We start from the raw sequence: 17273 nt of genomic DNA, 5'->3' as shown, positions 1-17273 counted from the left end.
CAGTTGGCCATTGGGCCAGGTCTCGTGGACGGATCGTGTGTATTGATCTGGGGTAGAGGAATGGCAGACGTCGTTGGGGACGGGACTGGTCTGGGGTTGGTGCCGCTCGTTCCGGTGCATGTACCCGAGCAGCACAAGGTGTACAGCGACGAGCTCGTGTCGCTCTTGGAGGACGATGAGCGCCGCAAGCGGGTCTGGAACATCGCGCTGACGGGTGGGTACGGGAGCGGCAAGAGCAGCGTCCTTGCGGGGGTGCGTGAGCGTCTGGCGTCGAGGGTCGTCGAGATCTCACTATCATCGCTGAGCGATGTCGGGGTGCAGCCGTTCGATCGACAGAGCAATGCGCTGGCGAACTACATTCAGAAGGAGATCGTCAAGCAGCCGCTGTACCGCGAGCGTCCGATCTCGGTGCCGGGGTCTCGGTTCCGGCGGATCAGCCGGTTGCCCATGCGCCGCGCTCTTGTGACTTCGGTACTCGCCGGCGTGTTGGTGACCGCAGTGTTCTGGGTGACTGGCTGGGGCGCTCCACTCCAACTGGGGGCGGATGCGGAGTGGTGGCAGCGTCCGACGATCCTGACTGTGATCGGGCTGCTCGCCGCTACTGGCACATTCGCGGCGCAAGTGTTGTTGTCGAACCGGATGCGAATCGACAAGCTCGGCACCGCGGCAACGTCGGTCAGCCTGACCGGAGACGCCGATGGGAGCTACTTCGACGAGTACCCGCTCCCGTGCGTGGTGTTCTGACCGTGTCGCGGAGGCAGGGCACCGCTACCCTGGACGGGAAGGAGGTCGGTCGTGAACGTGATTCGCTCGCACGCGCGTCTGACCCCCGGGGTGCGACGGCTCCTGCTGGCCGCTCCGATCGCCCTGGCGATCATCACCGGGCTGCTGTCCATGCACGTCCTGACCGGTTCCCACCAGCCCGCCCTGGCATCAGAGACCAGCGCGATGAGCACGCACAGCCAGGTCGGCTCCGCACCAGCCGCCGCCGACGATACGCCGATGACCGCAGCTGCGGCGGAGGGCGCTGGGGGGCATTGCCAGGACGGGTGCGGCAGCCCTGCGGGGATGCCGGATCATTCGTTGCTGATGATGGTGTGTGTGCTGGCGCTGCTGGCCGCGGTGATCGTCCTGCTCGCCCCGACGTTCCGTGCCCTTCTCACATACGCCGTAGCCCGCTCGCGCTCCCATACCCGGACTCTGCTGGCCGGATTGCCGCATCCCCGCCCGCCTTCACTGCTTGTCCTGTCCATCAGTCGCACCTGATTCCGCCTGAACCCCGGCGACCCTTGCCGGGGATGCTGCGCTCTGCCCTCCCGGGCACTGAATCAGACCCTCACCGACTGAATAGACAAGGACACCCCTGATGCGTTTTCGTACTTTCACGCTGACCGCTGGCGCCCTGGCCACCGTGCTCGTGCTCGCTGGCTGCGCCCCCACCGACGGCACCATGCCCGGCATGGACCACGGCTCCGGGGGGATGACCAGCACCGCCCCGTCCCAGTCCGCCGCCGCGTTCAACGCCGCGGACGAGATGTTCGTGACGATGATGATCCCGCACCACCAGCAGGCCATCGAGATGGCCGATCAGATCCTCGCGAAAGACGGCATCGACGAGCGGGTCGTCTCCCTCGCCGAGCAGATCAAGGCCGCACAGGACCCGGAGATCCAGACCATGAAGGGCTGGCTTCAGGAGTGGGGCGTTCCGTACGACGACTCCATGTCCGGGATGGAGGGCATGGACATGGGCGGCGGGATGATGTCGGAGGACGACATGGCCGCTTTGGATGCCGCGACCGGGGTCGAGGCGACCCGCCTGTTCCTGAACGGCATGATCGCTCACCATCAGGGCGCCGTGACGATGGCGCAGTCGGTGCTCACCGACGGGCAGAACACGGACGTGGCCGCCCTCGCGCAGCAGATCATCGACGGGCAGACCGCCGAGATCACCACGATGCAGGACATCCTCGCCAGCCTCTGACCCGGTACCCCTCGGACGGGACCCGCGCTCCCGATGCCGGTCCCGTCCGAGGCCCCACCCTCGACCCCTGTGCGGTCACCGGTATCCGGCGTACCCGCACGGAAAGGCTCTCCGTTCATGATCTCTCCCACCACCCGCAGACTGGCGATCACGGCCACCGTCACCGTCGCGCTGCTGCTCACGGGCTGCAGCACCACCCCTGCGGAGCCCGATGCCCCCGCGAGCACCGCGGCCGGGTTCGGGCATGTGCACGGCATCGTCGACGCCGGTGACGGCACCGTGCTGCTGGGCACCCACACCGGCCTGTACACGCTGGGCGAGGACGGCACCGTCACCGGCCCGGTCGGTGGCATCGACCTGGACGCGATGGGACTGACCGCTACCGGTGACAACCTCTACGCGTCCGGGCACCCCGGCCCGTCCACCCCGGCGGAGCTCGGCGCCCCCAACCTCGGCATCATCCGCAGCCTCGACGCTGGCGCCTCGTGGGAACCGGTCGCGTTCACCGGGGAAGAGGACTTCCACGTCCTCACCGTCACCGGCGACGGCACCCTGTACGGGATCGGATCCTCCCGCCCACTGCTGCGCACCAGCAGCGACGGCGGGCAGAGTTGGGCGGACGGTGCCGAGCTGCCCGCCGTCGACCTGGCCGCCGCGACCGACGGCACCCTGTACGCCGCCACCCAGGACGGGCTGCAGCACAGCACCGACGGTGGCGCCACCTTCACCCCGGCGCCGGACGCGCCAGTGCTGTACCTGGTGGAGACCGACCCAACCGGTGGGGTGGTCGGAGTGGACACCGACGGGACGTTGCGACGCCTAGTCGGCACCGGCTGGGAGAACGTCGGCACCACCACGGGAACCGTCCAAGCCCTCGGGGTCACCGGGGACGGTGCGATCGTCCTGGTCGATGACCGCGGCGTGGTCTGGATCCGCGACACCACCGCCACCGTTCTCATCCCGGCGGCAACACCATGACCCCCGTCATTCGCACCTGGCGCGACCCGAGCGGCCGCGGATCGGAAGGAGACCGACCATGACCCCCACACCGGCACCCCCCGCGTGGGCGCACCGCACCACTGATGCCACCGTCGAGCAGTTGGCGGCGGTGGATGCGTGGTGGCGGGCGGCGAACTATCTGAGCATCGGCCAGATCTACCTGCAGGGTAACCCGCTGCTGCGCCACCGCCTCAGCCGGGACGATATCAAGCCGCGGCTGCTGGGCCATTGGGGCACCACCCCGGGCCTGAACTTCCTCTACGCCCACCTGAACCGTGCCATCCGCGATCGCGACCTGAACGCCCTGTACGTGACCGGGCCCGGGCACGGCGGACCCGGCATGGTCGCCAACGCCTACCTGGACGGCACCTACACCGAACGCTACCCGGGCATCGACCGCACCGAAGAGGGGCTGCGGGCGTTGTTCCGGCAGTTCTCCTTCCCCGGCGGGATCCCCTCGCACGCGTCCCCGGAGACGCCGGGGTCGATCAACGAGGGCGGCGAGCTCGGCTACTCCCTGGTGCACGCCTACGGGGCGGCGTTCGACAACCCCGACCTGCTGGTCGCCTGCGTGATCGGTGACGGGGAGGCAGAGACCGGGCCGTTGGCGACCGCGTGGCACGGCAACAAGTTCCTCAACCCCGCCCACGACGGGGTGGTGCTGCCGATCCTGCATCTGAACGGGTACAAGATCGCCAACCCGACCGTGCTGTCCCGCATCCCCGAGGAAGAGCTGGTCGCGCTGCTGCGCGGCTACGGCCACGACCCCCACGTCGTCACGGTCGGCTTCGATGGGGAAACCCCGCGTGAGTCCCACGCGGCCTTCGCGGCAGTGCTGGATGCGGTACTGGATGAGATCGCGGACATCAAGGCCGCCGCGGCGGCGGGGACGTTGGAGGGGCGGCCGGCGTGGCCGGCGATCGTGCTGCGCAGCCCGAAGGGGTGGACCTGCCCGAAGATCATCGACGGTCTGCCGGTGGAGGGCACCTGGCGGGCCCATCAGGTGCCGCTCGCCGAGGTCCGCGACAATCCGGAGCACCTGCGGATCCTCGAGGACTGGCTGGCGTCCTACCGTCCGCACGGGCTGTTCGACGTGATCGGCGCCCCGCGCCCGACCACGGTCGCGATCGCCCCGGACGGGGATCGGCGGATGAGCGCGAACCCGGCCGGCAACGGCGGACAACTCACGATCCCGCTGCGGCTCCCGGACTTCCGCGAGCACGCCCACCCCGTCGACCCCGCCGCGCGCGGGGCGTCGACCGGCGAAGCGACCCGGACGTTGGGGGATTGGCTGGCGGGGGTGATCCGGGACAATCCGGACAACTTCCGCATCTTCGGCCCGGACGAGACCGCCTCCAACCGACTCGCCCCACCCGTCTACTCGGCGACGGGCAAGCAGTGGAACGCGGCCGTGGAGCCCGTCGACGAGCACCTGGCCCCGACTGGGCGGGTGATGGAGGTGCTCAGCGAGCACCAGTGCCAGGGCTGGCTCGAGGGCTACGTCCTGACCGGCCGGCATGGGCTGTTCAACTGCTACGAGGCGTTCACCCACATCGTCGACTCGATGTTCAACCAGCACGCCAAATGGCTCGAAGCGGCCCGGGAGGTGTCGTGGCGGGACCCGATCCCGAGCTTCAACTACCTGCTCTCCAGCCACGTCTGGCGGCAGGACCACAACGGGTTCTCTCACCAGGACCCCGGGTTCATCGACCTCGCCCTGAACAAGAGCCCCGACATCGTCCGCGTCTACCTGCCGTTCGACGCGAACACGCTGCTGTCCACCTACGACCACTGCCTGCGCTCGGCCGGGTACATCAACGTCGTCGTCGCCGGGAAGCAGCCCGCCCCGCAGTGGCTGACGATGGACGAGGCGATCGAGCACTGCACCCGCGGGCTGGGCATCCTGCCGTGGGCGGGCACGGAAACCGAGGGCACGGAGCCGGATGTGGTGCTCGCCGCCGCCGGCGACGTCCCCACCCTCGAGACCCTCGCCGCCGCGGCGCTGCTGCGCGAGCACGTCCCCGACCTGAGAGTGCGGGTGGTGAACGTGGTCGACCTGACCCGGCTGCAGTCGGAGGATCAGCACCCGCACGGGCTGCCGGACCGGGAGTTCGATGCGATCTTCACCCCCAACAAGCCGGTGATCTTCGCCTACCACGGCTACCCGTGGCTCATCCACCGGCTCACCTACAACCGCGCCGGGCACCAGAACCTGCACGTGCACGGCTTCCAGGAGCGCGGCACCACCACGACCCCGTTCGACATGGTCATGCTCAACGACCTCGACCGGTACCGGCTGGCGATCGACGTCCTCGACCACGTCCCGGGCCTCGCCGCCCGCCACGCGGAGCTGCGGCAGGAGCTGCAGGACGCCCGCCTGCATGCCCGCGCCCACACCCGTGAGCACGGCACCGACATCCCCGCCGTCGCCGACTGGCACTGGCCCCACCCCGACACCACCGACCCCGCCATCGGGAAGGAACCGAAATGAGTGACACCAGAACCGTGACCCTGCAGGTCAGCGGCATGATCCGCGCGACCTCCAAGAACGTCACCGAAGCCCACCTGGGCCGACAACCCGGGGTGATCGCCGTGGACGCGAACCCGGTCTCGCAGACCGCGACCGTCACCTACGACCCCGAGACCACCTCGGTCGCCCACCTCCAGCAATGGGTCATCGACTGCGGGTACCACTGCGCCGGCCAGTCCGTCCCCGACCACATCTGCCCTCCCACCGGCGACTCACACGACCACGGCGCCCACGACCACGCCGGCCCCTCAGCCGACGGCGCACAAGAACCGCACGCGAGTCACGACGCGCACGAGGGCCACACGGATGCCACGGGTCACGCCAGCCACGCGGGCCATGAGGGTCACGCAGGCCATCACGACGACCCCGTCCACGATCACGCCGCTGGCCACGACCACACGCACGCCCCGTCGGCGACGGCGGATGCCGGTGAGCACGCCGGTCACACCGCGGCCGCGGGTGGGCACGATCATGGTGCAGCGTCGGGTCACAGTGCGCAGGAGATGATGGGCCACGGTGGGCATCACGGCGGGATGTCGATGGACGCGATGATCCGCGACATGCGCAACCGGTTCCTGGTCGCGCTGATCCTGTCGATCCCGATCACCCTGTGGTCTCCGATCGGGCGGGAGGTGATCGGATTCGAAGTGCCGGCACCGTTCGGGCTGCGCGATGACGTGTTCATGCTGATCCTGTCGCTGCCGGTCATCTTCTACTCCGCGTGGATCTTCTTCGACGGCGCCTACCGGGCGCTGCGCGCGAAGACCCTCGACATGATGGTGCTCGTCGCGGTCGGAGTCGGCGCCGGCTGGCTGTACTCCCTCGCGGTCACCCTCACCGGCGGCGGTGAAGTGTTCTACGAAGCCGCCACGGTGCTTGCCACCTTCGTGCTGCTGGGGCATTGGGTGGAGATGCGCGCCCGCGGCGGCGCGAACGACGCCATCCGCACCCTGCTGGAGCTCGCACCCTCGCAGGCGGTCGTGATCCGTGACGGGCAGGAAGTCGAGATCCCCACCAGCGAGGTCGTCCCGGGGGATCTGATGCTGGTGCGGCCGGGGGCGAAGATCCCCACCGACGGTGTCGTGGAATCCGGAGAGTCCGAGGTGGACGAGTCGATGGTTACCGGCGAATCCATGCCGGTGGACAAAGCGCCCGGGTCGGAGGTGATCGGAGCGACCGTGAACACCGTCGGCACCCTCCGCGTCACAGCCACCAAAGTCGGGTCGGACACGGCGTTGGCCCAGATCGTGAAGCTCGTGCAGGAGGCGCAGAACTCCAAAGCCCCCGGACAGCGCCTCGCCGACCGGGCAGCGTTCTGGCTGGTCCTGGTCGCCCTGATCGGCGGCACCCTCACCTTCCTGGTGTGGCTGCTCGCCGGCGCTGCAATCCCGATGGCGATCCTGTTCGCCATCACCGTCGTCGTCATCACCTGCCCCGACGCCCTCGGATTGGCGACGCCGACGGCGATCATGGTCGGCACCGGGCTCGGCGCGAAACGGGGCGTGTTGTTCAAGAACGCATCCGGGATCGAAATCGCCGCCCGCATCGACACGGTCGTGTTCGACAAGACCGGCACCCTCACCAAGGGGGAGCCGGAGGTCACCGACTACATCCCCGTCGGCGGCGACGACCTCGAGACCCTCTCCCTCGCGGTCGCGTTGGAGCGGGAATCCGAGCATCCTCTGGCGAAAGCGATCGTGAATTACGCCGACGCCCGCGACATCCCCCGTCGCACCGCAACCGCGTTCCGAAACGTCACCGGACAGGGCGCGATCGCCACCGTCGACGGTCGACAGGTCGTCATCGGCAACCCGCGCCTTCTCACCGGGGAGGGGATCGACATCAGCGGGGTGCAGGCCGCTCAGCAGGACCTGGCTGGGTCCGGCCGCACCGCGATCCTGTTCGCCGTGGACGGGCAAGTCGCCGGGATCATCGGTCTCGCCGACGCACCCCGGGACACCGCAAAGACCGCGATCGACGCTCTCCACGAGCAGGGCGTCGAGGTCGCGATGCTCACCGGGGACAACAAGCCCACCGCCGACCGGATCGCCGCTCTCCTCGGCATCGACACCGTGATCGCGGATGTGCTCCCCGAGGACAAGTCCGCGAAGGTCGCCGAGCTGCAGAAGACGGGCAAGAAGGTCGCGATGGTCGGCGACGGCGTCAACGACGCCCCCGCCCTCGCCCAGGCCGACCTCGGCATCGCGATCGGCGCCGGCACCGACGTCGCCATCGAGACCGCCGACGTGGTGCTGATGCGCTCGGACCCGCTCGATGTTGCGATCGCACTCAAGATCGGCAAGGGCACACTGCGAAAGATGCGGCAGAACCTGGGCTGGGCCATCGGATACAACGCCGCCGCCCTCCCCATCGCCGCCGGCGTGTTCTACCCGGCGTTCGGGATCATGCTGTCCCCGGAGATCGCCGCCCTGTCGATGTCCGGTTCCTCCGTGATCGTCGCCGTCAACGCCCTCCTCCTCAAGCGGCTCCGCCTGCCCGCCCAGGCGCCCGCTGCGACGACCATGCAGAAGGAGCCCGAACATGCCTGACCGTCCGCTCTCTCCCACACCGTCCTCCCCGATGCTGCTGACCCGACGAGGTGTGCTCGGACTCGGACTGGGCGCCGTCGCGGCAGCCGTGCTCGCCTCCTGCACCCCCGCGCCGCAATGGGTGACACCCACCGGCGCAGCGGTGTCCGGCACGGAGAAGAACCGCGGCGGCACCGGCCGAGTCACCACCGTCGACCTCACCGCCGCCCCCACCACGCTCGACCTGGCCGGTACCGCCGCCGCCACCTGGGCGTTCGGAGGTATCCCGGCCCCGGTAATCCGGCTCACCGCAGGCGACACGCTGAAAGCGACCGTCCGCAACCAGCTCGACGCGGACACCTCCGTGCACTGGCACGGACTCGCCCTCCGCAACGACATGGATGGGGTCCCTCCGGTCACCCAAGCCCCCATCGCCCCGGGCGGACAGTTCGCATACGAGTTCGTCACCCCGCATCCGGGCACCTACTGGTTCCACCCCCACGTCGGCCCGCAACTGGACCACGGCCTCTACGGTGCGCTCATCATCGACGACCCGGACGAGAAGGTGACGTGGGACGACGAATGGGTGCTGATCCTCGACGACTGGCTCGACGGCGTCACCGCCACCCCGGACCAGGTCCTCACCGACCTCTCGAAGGGCATGGGAGACATGGGCGGGATGGGCGACATGTTCATGCGGATGGGGAACCTGCTGATGGGCGCCACCTCCGACCTGCTCGGCGGCGACGCCGGCGACGTCTACTACCCGCACTACCTCATCAACGGCAAACCCAAAGCCGACCCCGCCCAATTCACCGGCACTCCTGGTGCCCGGGTGCGGATCCGTGTCATCAACGCCGGCAGCGACACCGCGTTCCGGTTCGCGATCGGCGGCCACACCCTGACGATCACCCACACCGACGGGTTCCCGGTGGATCCTGTCGAGGTCGACAGTGTCCTGATCGGGATGGGCGAACGCTACGACCTGCAGGTCACCCTGGACGATGGGGTGTTCCCTGTCGTCGCCGACGCGGAAGGCAAGCAGGATCGCGCGTTCGCGCTCGTTCGCACCGCCGCTGGCACGGCTCCGGCCAGCGACGCCCCCGTCGCCGAGCTCGGCACCGGCAGGGTCGGCACCGCTGCCGGACTGAGCGCGACCGCCTCCGTCACCCTGCACCAGGCATCCCCCGACCGGGTCGTGCACCTCGCGCTGACCGGGGGGATGGAGGCGTACGACTGGGGGATCAATGGGCGCCGGTTCGACATGAACGACCCGTTGCGGGACGCGCACGCGATCAGTATGGGGGAGCGGGTGCAGTTGCGGATCCGCAATGACACCGAGATGTGGCATCCGTTCCACCTGCACGGCCACACCTACCAGCACGCGAACGGCGGCCCCCGGAAGGACACCTCCATCATCCTCCCGGGCCAGACCCTGACAGTCGACTTCGACGCCGACAACCCCGGCCAGTGGGTCGCGCACTGCCACAACATCTACCACGCCGAGACCGGCATGACCACGGTGCTCGGATACCAGTCATGAACCGCGCGTTCATCCCCAGCACGGGAGGATGATCGCGCGGGCGATCGGACGGCGGCGGACGTCAAGTCTAAGTGGACTTCCTACTCTTATGTAGGGATCTGCCATTTCGCGCGGAATCCTGCTGACGAAACTGCTGCCAATTAGCGTGGAATCCCCGAGTTCTCCGCCAACTTGACCGTGTCCATATGGACGTTTCGGCTCTCGAACTCGGACCTCCTCGGAGTGATGCGACGCTGGTGGGAGGCTGCGTTCAGCGTCCCAGAGCTCGGGCCTCTCGCGTCAGTCAGGCGGTCTTCTTGTACGTGGCCCGAAACACTGCATCCTCAAGCCACTTCTTGAAGTCAGCGTTGTCCGAGTACTCCTTGAAGAGCTGAGTCTTGTCACGGACCAGGCTGAGCATCACGCGGCCGAGCGCATCGACCATCGCGATCTTCGCGTTGGCTTTGTCATTGTTCGCGGCGGCGATCTGGCAGGCAGGGTCTTCGGTGACCTTCGCCGGAACTTCTTCGGGAATCCGGTGGCGTATGCGCCAAGGCTTCCTTCGCGCCGTGCTTGCGATGGGGAGAGCGCGGAAGCGGTCTCCAGCGGACACGAGCGCGCTACAGCCGATCCATGAGCAGGTTCGCGACCATCCCCGGCATTCGACGGTTGTGCCTGATGTACTCATCCATCAGGTCTACGGAACCATCATCGAAGGAGAAGCGCCCCTCGGCGGAGACAAGCGCCACCGGGGCGCTACCACGCAGTAGCGCCCAGAAGCGGCACGAAACCGGGCCTGCTGCGATGCAGGCGCTCGGGGAGGGCGACCCAGCGACGCGCGAGCGCCGCCGACGTCACTCGCTGCACGCGGATCATGCGAGAACCGAAAGCATTCGGCGCATGCGATCGTGCCGCTTGCGGAACACTGCAAGCAATTGGCTGCGCAGGATCACGCGGTCGATGGTCGGCCCGAACGGCCCCGCGAAGCGCAGCGTGTCGGTGTAGCGGCTGCCGGTTCCGTCGTCGACCGCCGTGTGGGTGTGGTGGAAGTATCGGAAGAATCCCCGGACCTGCTGGTCGCTGAACTCTCGCCCGGGCTCATGCGAGTCGATGAAGGCAACCCACTCGATCGGGATGACGTGTTTGAGCCACCACCTGAAGTGATAAGTGCCGCCGAGTTCGCCCGTCTCGGTCGAGGACCACAGCACCTGCATCGGTTCCGGCATGATCGCGATGAAGTTCTGGCGCTGCAGGCAGAAGTCGATCACGACGTCCGCGGGTTGCGGCAGCCACGACTCGACCTTCACCTCGATGACGTCGGCCGGGGCATCCAGCAGAGCGAGCCCGCCAATGCGACTTCGCCCGGCATAGGCGCGGGCTGCGATCTTGCGCTCGGTGATGGTCAGTTTGTCGGTGGTCACGTCGGGCCTCCTGGCAAGCACACTCTATCCGCGGCGCGGAGATCGAGGTGTCGATCAGCCACAGCGGCTCGTTCGTTGCCGTTGCCGTCGCCCGCCGCCCGGTGGGAATCGACATCGAGGATGCTGCCGATGTGGTCCTACGCGCGGGCGACCTCTCGATGCTCCTCAGTGACCCTTGATCTACGCGGCCTGACTCGTGAGGTGGAAGCCGTGGCAGGCGTCGCACTCGTAGGTGCGGACTTCGCGTCGCCGCGTGGGCAGGCTCAGGACTTCGGCGTGGCGAGGCAGTATCCCTTTCGCCGCCGGCGTGGCGTCAGCACGGGCGTGACGGCGCGATCGAGATCGCCGCGAACCTTGACTGGGAGCGAACGGGGATCCCGGAGAGGCCACGCAGAGCCGCCGGTATACTCCGAGTATGACCACGACCATCAAGGTGAGTGATGAGCTCCGCGACAGGCTCAAGGCGCAGGCTGCTCGCGATGGGCTCACGCTTGGCGCGCACCTCGCGCACCTCGCCGATGCCGAAGATCGGCGGCGGCGGCTTGAGCAGCTGAAGTCGGTGATCAGCGGCTCGACGGAGGCCGAGACCGAATCGTATGCGCGAGAGACGGCGGACTGGGAGCGCGCCGAGTTGTCCGACGCGTCGTGACGGCGTCGGACCTCGCTCCGGGCGCTGTCGCCTGGGCGGCGCTCGAACCGGTCCGTGGCCGCGAACAAGGCGGGCATCGCCCGGTGCTGATCGTCGCCTCGCAGGGCTACTTGGATGCCGTGACGACCCTCGTCATCGCGCTCCCCATCACGACGGTCGACCGTGGGTGGCCGAACCACGTCCGAGTGGATGGACCCAGCGGACTGGATCGTCCGTCGTGGATCATGACCGAGCAGCCCCGCACCCTCCCACGCGACAGGCTCACCGGAATCGCAGGAGAGGTGACCGATGAGTGCTTGGTCACGGTGCGCACCTGGCTCGGCGACTTCTTCGACCTGTGACGTGCAGCTCGTAAGCTCGACGCATCCGGAAGGAGACGGCTCTACGCCAGTCCCGCTGATGATCTCCGGGCTGATGGACTCTGCGGTCGAGCTCGCAGCGGTCGAGCCGTCCGAGCATGTGACGCGCACGCCAGGCGATGCGTCGGGCTCGGGCGACATGGTCGACACTCGCGTGAACGCGCGGGTGGTCAGGCCCGCCCGCGCGTGGCGATCATCGGGCACTCGAACGGGTCGCGCGCGGCGAGGCCCACGCGGTTGAGGTAGGCGATCACGATGCCGTACGAGCGCCACAGTGTCGTCTCGGTGTACGGCACGCCGAGGGCGCGGCACTGGTCGATCACGATCTCGCGGGCGCGCGCCAGGTGCGGGCGCGGCATGTTCGGGAACAGGTGGTGCTCGATCTGATAGTTGAGCCCGCCCATCAGCCACGTCGCCCACCAGCCGCCGCTGACGTTGCGCGACGTGCGCACCTGCTTGCTGAAGAAGTCGAGCTTGGCGTCTTTGGCGATGATCGCCATGCCCTTGTGGTTCGGTGCGAACGAGGCGCCCATGTACACGCCGAACACCGCCAGCTGTACGCCGAGGAACGCGAACGCCATGCCCAGCGGAAGGAAGATGAACACCGGCGTCCAGATCACCGCGAACCGCAGCGCGATCAGCGCCAGCTCCGTCCAGCGTTCCTTCACCGCTTCGCGACCGAGTAGGTGACGGATCGCCAACACATGCAGGTTCAGGCCTTCGAGCGTCAGCAGCGGAAAGAACAACCAGCCCTGTCGTCGGGTGATGAGCCGGCGGATGCCGCGGGCTTTCGTGGCATCCTCTTCGAGGAACGAGATCGTGTCGACCTCGATGTCGGGATCTTTCGTCACCCGGTTCGGGTTCGCGTGGTGACGGGTGTGCTTCGACGTCCACCACGAGTAGCTCATGCCGACCACGCCGTTCGCGAGCACGCGGGCGAGACGGTCGTTCGCGGGGCCGGACGCGAGAATCTGTCGGTGCGCAGCCTCGTGCCCGAGGAACGCGACCTGCGTGAACAGGATGCCGAGGGCGCCGGCGATCAGCAACTGGAACCAGCTGTTGCCAAGCAGCACGAATCCCGTGATCGCGCCGCCGAATCCGAGCAGTAGCACGAGTCCCACAGCGCCATAGAACCAGGGTGTTCTGCGCAGCAGCCCGCTCTCTTTGACCACCTGCGACACCTCGGTGTACGCCCGCGTCATCGGGGGAAACTCGGTCGTGCCGGCATAGGTCTGACGGACGGGGCCGAGACGGTTCGCGGTGATGGTGGAAGAGATAGTGCACCAGTTTCGATGGGGACCGGTCGGCCGTTTCACAGCCAGAGGCGGGGCGCCCATCGCTGCCACCACGCTACGCGCTCGACCATGAGCGGACCGGCATATCTCCGAACACACCGAGGATGCTCAGGTTGCGGGTGCGTCTGGCTTCGGGTCGCCGCGGGGCCGCGGACGTCCGTGCGTCAGACCGCGCGAGGAAACGCGCCGGCGATGCGTGTGGCGACGGCATCCACGTCGACGTCGGTTTCGGTGGCTGTCGTGAGCCGCTTGACGAGCAACCTTGGCCACAGCACGTGAACGCCATTGACGATGAACGAACCCCCGATCAGCGGCCAGTCCGCTTCGATGAAGCACAGCGCACCGGTTACCGGCACCGTCGGGTCGTTGACCGCGGTGGCTCGAGTGCGGAGCGCCTTCGGCAGGAGATCGCTGCGCTGCTGGACGACGAACTCGTGTCGGAGCGCGCCCGCCGCACCGGTGCCAGGCTGCGTGCGGAACGGCCCGGCGCCGACGTTGCCGCGACCAGGATTCTCGAGGTCGCGGACGCCTCGCGAGGCTGACCGCGACACTGCCGACGCTCAGTGGGGAGGCGGGTCCCCACCCGCCTCCCCACGCACTCACCTACGCACCTGCACCGCGAGCAGGTTGCTCGAGGTGGCGCCGACCGCATTGGCGAACTCGACCCGGTACACGTGCGAACCGACGTGCGCGCCGCGCACGTCGAACGTCGCCCGCTGCGCGCCCGGGGTCGCCGCCGTCAGCGGACCTTCGGCGAGGAGCGTGTCGCCCTCGTAGACGCGGTACGACGTGGCATTGGTGCCCCACCACAGGTTCGCGGTGAGCCTGAAGTCGCCGTCACCGTCCCAGTTGTCGTGGCTGAGCACCGGTCGGGCCGGATTCGCCTGGGTGACGGTGACCGTCACGGTCGAGGTCGCCGTGACGCCCTTGCTGTTGACGAGCTCGCCGGTATACGCATACGTGCCGTTGGCGCGCCCGCTGATCGGCACCGTCGCGCGCTGCGCGCGCTCACCGTCGTGCGTGAGCGGGACGGTCGCCACCAGCTCGCCGTTCTCGAACAACCGGAACGAGCTCGCGTTCTCACCCCACCATAGGTTCATCGTCACCGTGTACGCACCATCGGCCAGCCCGGTGTCCCACCCGTTGTCATGGCTGAGGATGCCGCGAGCAGGGGCAGCTGCCGCACCGTCATCGGGGCTCGACCACATGGTCCCCTCCAACGGCGTGACCGTGATGCGTTCCAGTACGGCTGCACCTCCCTCGGACCAGGCGCTGATCATGTCGGCCCCCTCGGCGGGGAACACCTGGTCGGTGATCGTGACCGTGCCGTCAGCGGCGAACAGTTCCACCGAGGCGCGATCGAGGTACAGCTCGAAGCGCACCGTACCGTCCGCATCGAGCTCGACAGGGGCATCCTCGATCGAGGCGAACGCCGGGTGGAAATCGACCTCTCCGGACGCACGGCGGTCGACGAACAACCGGCCCCGGTCGCGGTCGTATCCGATACGTGTGCCGGTGTCACCGTCGCCGAACACGGTGATGCCGGCCTGCTCGGCCGACCCGGGACGCAGCACGACCTCGACCTTGGCGACCTCGCCCGACAGACCGAGCTCGCTCTGCCCGTCCACGCTCACCCCGGTACGGGTCGCCGCACCGCCGGTGTCGAGGACGTCGCCGACCTGCGCGACGACCTGCTGTCGCAGCCGCGGGCCGTCAGGGGTCGACACCAGCGTCACCTCCCGCGGGAGGCTCATCGAGCTGCGCCACGTGGAGGTGGGGATGTCGTTGGCGTAGTCCCAGTTGTTCATCCAGCCCTGCATGATGCGCGACCCGTCGGTGGGGGTCCCGAAGTACGACACCGCCGCGTAGTAGTCGCGCCCCCAGTCGAGCCAGTCGTATCCCTCCAGTCGGGGCGCCGCGGGGGTGTCGGCGAACATGATCTGATCGACCAGGATGTGTCCCCAGCCGAACCGGTTGTTGTCGACGATGCGGATGGTGGCATCCTTCCCCGCGAACGCCCGCACATCCCACCCGACCCAGTCCAGCGTCTCGCTGTCGGCACCGGTGGCTGTGCGCACGACCTCACCGTCGACCACGAGGCTCACCGAGGTCTCGTCGCTGCGCACCTGCGCGGACGTGTCGCCGACGACGACGTGGTCGAAGGTGAGATGTCCCCACCCCCCGGTCGCCTCGTCGCGGATGCGCAGCTGCGCGGTGCTGCCGCGGTAGGACGCGACATCCCACGATGCCCAGTTGAGCTGGCCGGCGTCCGACCCGGTCTGGGTGCGGACCACCTCGCCGTCGACGACGAGCTCGGCCTGCAGGGTGCCGTCGGTGCGCTTGCCGCCGCCGATCAGGAACGACACGACGTCACCGTCGAGGGTGAACTCGGGTGAGGTGTAGAGGCCGACGTTGTCGTCACCGTTCGGCCCGCCCTCCCAGGTGTTCACTCGCTTCTGCCCGAGGTAGTAGTCGCCGCCGGCCGTCGACGGGTTGCGGGTCGGTTCGGTCGCGAAGTCCCCGGTGAGCTGCCATCCGGTCTGGGAGAGGTCCTGCCCATCGGGCAGTTCGAAGTCGAACACGGTCGCACCGGCCGGCGGTTCATTGCCCAGCTGTGTGCCGTCGACGTGCGGATGCCGCCCGCCGCCCACCAGCAGATTGATGGCGTCGGACGTGATCGTGAAGGTCGGGGACTCGAGGGTGCCGACCGGCCAGTCGCCGTCGGCGAACCCGTTCACCAGGCCCTCACCGGCGAAGCCCGTCACCGTGTTCTGGCCGGCCATGGTGCCGGTCGCCGGGACGGCGGTCCACGGGCCGTCGAACCGGTTGCCGGGCTCGTTCGAGACCGTCCACCCCTCGTATGTGCCGTCGTCGAACCCGGCGTACACCTCGCCGGCGGGCAGGTCGGACGGACCGTCGGTGCTCTCGCTGGTGAAGGTGGTGCCGTCGAAGTCGCCGACGAAGTACTGGCCACCGCTGCCACCGGCGACCGCGCCGGGGTTGAGGTTGACGACCATGACCCACTTGGTGCGTTCGGGGTCGCCGTCGACAGGCAGCTCGAACAGGTCGGGGCACTCCCAGATGCCGCCGGTGGAATTCGCGGGCCCGAAGTCGGAGAGGTGCTCCCACGACCGCAGATCGTCGCTGCGGTACAGCACGACCTTGTGGTCGAGCGCCTCGACGGCGACCATAACCCAGTACGCGCCGGCCGGGCCGTCGTACCAGAACACCTTCGGGTCGCGGAAGTTCGCCGACCCGCGGTCGAGGACCGGGTTGCCCTCGTACTTCGTCCAGGTCGTTCCGTTGTCGGTGCTGTAGGCGAGGGACTGCGCCTGGATGCCGGCGTGTGTCGGGTGGGCCGGCTCGTACGCGCTGGTGTAGATCGCCACGAGCGGCGCCTGTCCTGCGACGCCGAAACCGGAGGTGTTGTGCTCGTCGACGACGATCGACCCCGAGAAGATGCTCTCGATCGGGCTGCCGGACTCGTCGAAGGTCTGCGGGATCGCGATCGGCTGCTCTTCCCAGTGCAGCAGGTCGTCGGAGGTCGCGTGCCCCCAGCTCATGTTGCCCCAGCGGGTGCCGTCGGGATTGTGCTGGAAGAACAGGTGGTACGTGCCGTCGACGTAGACCATGCCGTTCGGGTCGTTCATCCAGTTCTCGGCGGGGGTGAAGTGCACCTGCGGGCGGAAGCGTTCGTCGCCGGGCAGCTCGTCGGCTGCTGCGGCGGCACCGGTGGCGGCGATCGCGCCGGTGAGCGCGAGCGCGGTCGCGGCTGCGGTGGCCGCGACGCGTTTCGCGATCGAGGGTCGTGTGCGGGCAGGGATCGGATGACTCATTCGCGCTCCTTCGGGCGAGGCCGGGGCGGGTTCCCCAACGTGCTGACATCGATGTCAGCACGTTCCGCAGGAGGCTAGGGAATGTCCGCCGGACAACGCAAGGGATGCTTCAAGAACGATGCTGACACCGTTGTCGCAGCGATGCGGCGGATG

Annotated in this window: 15 protein-coding genes; 9 read left to right on the top strand and 6 right to left on the bottom strand. The window is 68.3% G+C overall.

What is annotated here, in order from left to right; all coding sequences use genetic code 11:
* Positions 1-60 precede the first annotated feature (60 nt).
* The 7 genes from AC3ENX_RS10865 to AC3ENX_RS10835 all read left to right on the top strand — a co-directional run bounded on the left by AC3ENX_RS10865 (position 61) and on the right by AC3ENX_RS10835 (position 9581).
* A complete protein-coding gene (locus tag AC3ENX_RS10865; protein WP_434811901.1) occupies positions 61-744 on the top strand; it encodes a YobI family P-loop NTPase in 684 nt (227 codons plus the stop codon).
* 51 nt (positions 745-795) lie between these two features.
* Positions 796-1266, top strand: coding sequence for a DUF6153 family protein (locus AC3ENX_RS10860; protein ID WP_434811900.1), 471 nt, complete (start codon positions 796-798; stop codon positions 1264-1266).
* A gap of 100 nt (positions 1267-1366) precedes the next feature.
* A complete protein-coding gene (locus AC3ENX_RS10855; RefSeq protein ID WP_434811899.1) occupies positions 1367-1981 on the top strand; it encodes a DUF305 domain-containing protein in 615 nt (204 codons plus the stop codon).
* Between the two features lie 117 nt (positions 1982-2098).
* On the top strand, positions 2099-2959 hold the full coding sequence (locus AC3ENX_RS10850; RefSeq protein WP_434811898.1) for a F510_1955 family glycosylhydrolase: 861 nt from the start codon (positions 2099-2101) through the stop codon (positions 2957-2959).
* A gap of 58 nt (positions 2960-3017) precedes the next feature.
* Complete coding sequence (locus AC3ENX_RS10845) at positions 3018-5471, top strand: phosphoketolase family protein (protein ID WP_434811897.1); 2454 nt, start codon at positions 3018-3020, stop codon at positions 5469-5471.
* A complete protein-coding gene (locus tag AC3ENX_RS10840; RefSeq protein ID WP_434811896.1) occupies positions 5468-8059 on the top strand; it encodes a heavy metal translocating P-type ATPase in 2592 nt (863 codons plus the stop codon). The genes AC3ENX_RS10845 and AC3ENX_RS10840 overlap by 4 nt, the downstream gene beginning before the upstream one ends.
* A complete protein-coding gene (locus AC3ENX_RS10835) occupies positions 8052-9581 on the top strand; it encodes a multicopper oxidase family protein (RefSeq protein ID WP_434811895.1) in 1530 nt (509 codons plus the stop codon). Before AC3ENX_RS10840 ends, AC3ENX_RS10835 begins: the two co-directional genes overlap by 8 nt.
* Positions 9582-9864: 283 nt before the next feature.
* Here AC3ENX_RS10835 and AC3ENX_RS10830 read toward each other — a convergent pair whose 3' ends face one another.
* The 3 genes from AC3ENX_RS10830 to AC3ENX_RS10820 all read right to left on the bottom strand — a co-directional run bounded on the left by AC3ENX_RS10830 (position 9865) and on the right by AC3ENX_RS10820 (position 10981).
* The gene (locus AC3ENX_RS10830; protein ID WP_434811894.1) at positions 9865-10173 is read right to left on the bottom strand and encodes a hypothetical protein; all 309 of its coding nucleotides are present in this window, start codon (positions 10171-10173) and stop codon (positions 9865-9867) included.
* Between the two features lie 7 nt (positions 10174-10180).
* A complete protein-coding gene (locus tag AC3ENX_RS10825; protein WP_434812008.1) occupies positions 10181-10366 on the bottom strand; it encodes a TY-Chap2 family putative peptide chaperone in 186 nt (61 codons plus the stop codon).
* A 66-nt stretch (positions 10367-10432) separates the two neighbouring features.
* Positions 10433-10981, bottom strand: coding sequence for an SRPBCC family protein (locus AC3ENX_RS10820; protein ID WP_434811893.1), 549 nt, complete (start codon positions 10979-10981; stop codon positions 10433-10435).
* 358 nt (positions 10982-11339) lie between these two features.
* On the opposite strand from AC3ENX_RS10820, the gene AC3ENX_RS10815 reads away from it, so the two are divergent.
* Both AC3ENX_RS10815 and AC3ENX_RS10810 read left to right on the top strand, forming a co-directional pair.
* A complete protein-coding gene (locus tag AC3ENX_RS10815) occupies positions 11340-11630 on the top strand; it encodes a ribbon-helix-helix protein (RefSeq protein WP_434812007.1) in 291 nt (96 codons plus the stop codon).
* The gene (locus tag AC3ENX_RS10810) at positions 11627-11971 is read left to right on the top strand and encodes a type II toxin-antitoxin system PemK/MazF family toxin (protein ID WP_434811892.1); all 345 of its coding nucleotides are present in this window, start codon (positions 11627-11629) and stop codon (positions 11969-11971) included. Before AC3ENX_RS10815 ends, AC3ENX_RS10810 begins: the two co-directional genes overlap by 4 nt.
* Positions 11972-12159: 188 nt before the next feature.
* Here AC3ENX_RS10810 and AC3ENX_RS10805 read toward each other — a convergent pair whose 3' ends face one another.
* The 3 genes from AC3ENX_RS10805 to AC3ENX_RS10795 all read right to left on the bottom strand — a co-directional run bounded on the left by AC3ENX_RS10805 (position 12160) and on the right by AC3ENX_RS10795 (position 17120).
* Positions 12160-13326, bottom strand: a complete 1167-nt coding sequence (locus AC3ENX_RS10805; RefSeq protein WP_434811891.1) for a fatty acid desaturase family protein — start codon at positions 13324-13326, stop codon at positions 12160-12162.
* Positions 13327-13448: 122 nt separating this feature from the next.
* Positions 13449-13835 carry a hypothetical protein gene (locus AC3ENX_RS10800; RefSeq protein ID WP_434811890.1) on the bottom strand — a complete coding sequence of 129 codons (387 nt, stop codon included), beginning with the start codon at positions 13833-13835 and terminating at the stop codon, positions 13449-13451.
* A 48-nt stretch (positions 13836-13883) separates the two neighbouring features.
* Positions 13884-17120, bottom strand: coding sequence for a GH32 C-terminal domain-containing protein (locus AC3ENX_RS10795; protein WP_434811889.1), 3237 nt, complete (start codon positions 17118-17120; stop codon positions 13884-13886).
* Positions 17121-17273 lie beyond the last annotated feature (153 nt).

Source organism: Microbacterium sp. bgisy189 (assembly GCF_057707225.1).
This window is presented reverse-complemented; position numbering and strand designations above follow the sequence as displayed.

What these genes read in the sequence shown, in the direction of transcription:
- AC3ENX_RS10865 (WP_434811901.1), top strand. Translation starts at nt 61, where the DNA reads ATGGCAGACGTCGTTGGGGACGGGACTGGTCTGGGGTTGGTGCCGCTC.
- AC3ENX_RS10855 (WP_434811899.1), top strand. Translation starts at nt 1,367, where the DNA reads ATGCGTTTTCGTACTTTCACGCTGACCGCTGGCGCCCTGGCCACCGTG.
- AC3ENX_RS10850 (WP_434811898.1), top strand. Translation starts at nt 2,099, where the DNA reads ATGATCTCTCCCACCACCCGCAGACTGGCGATCACGGCCACCGTCACC.
- AC3ENX_RS10845 (WP_434811897.1), top strand. Translation starts at nt 3,018, where the DNA reads ATGACCCCCACACCGGCACCCCCCGCGTGGGCGCACCGCACCACTGAT.
- AC3ENX_RS10840 (WP_434811896.1), top strand. Translation starts at nt 5,468, where the DNA reads ATGAGTGACACCAGAACCGTGACCCTGCAGGTCAGCGGCATGATCCGC.
- AC3ENX_RS10835 (WP_434811895.1), top strand. Translation starts at nt 8,052, where the DNA reads ATGCCTGACCGTCCGCTCTCTCCCACACCGTCCTCCCCGATGCTGCTG.
- AC3ENX_RS10805 (WP_434811891.1), bottom strand. Translation starts at nt 13,326, where the DNA reads ATGGGCGCCCCGCCTCTGGCTGTGAAACGGCCGACCGGTCCCCATCGA.
- AC3ENX_RS10795 (WP_434811889.1), bottom strand. Translation starts at nt 17,120, where the DNA reads ATGAGTCATCCGATCCCTGCCCGCACACGACCCTCGATCGCGAAACGC.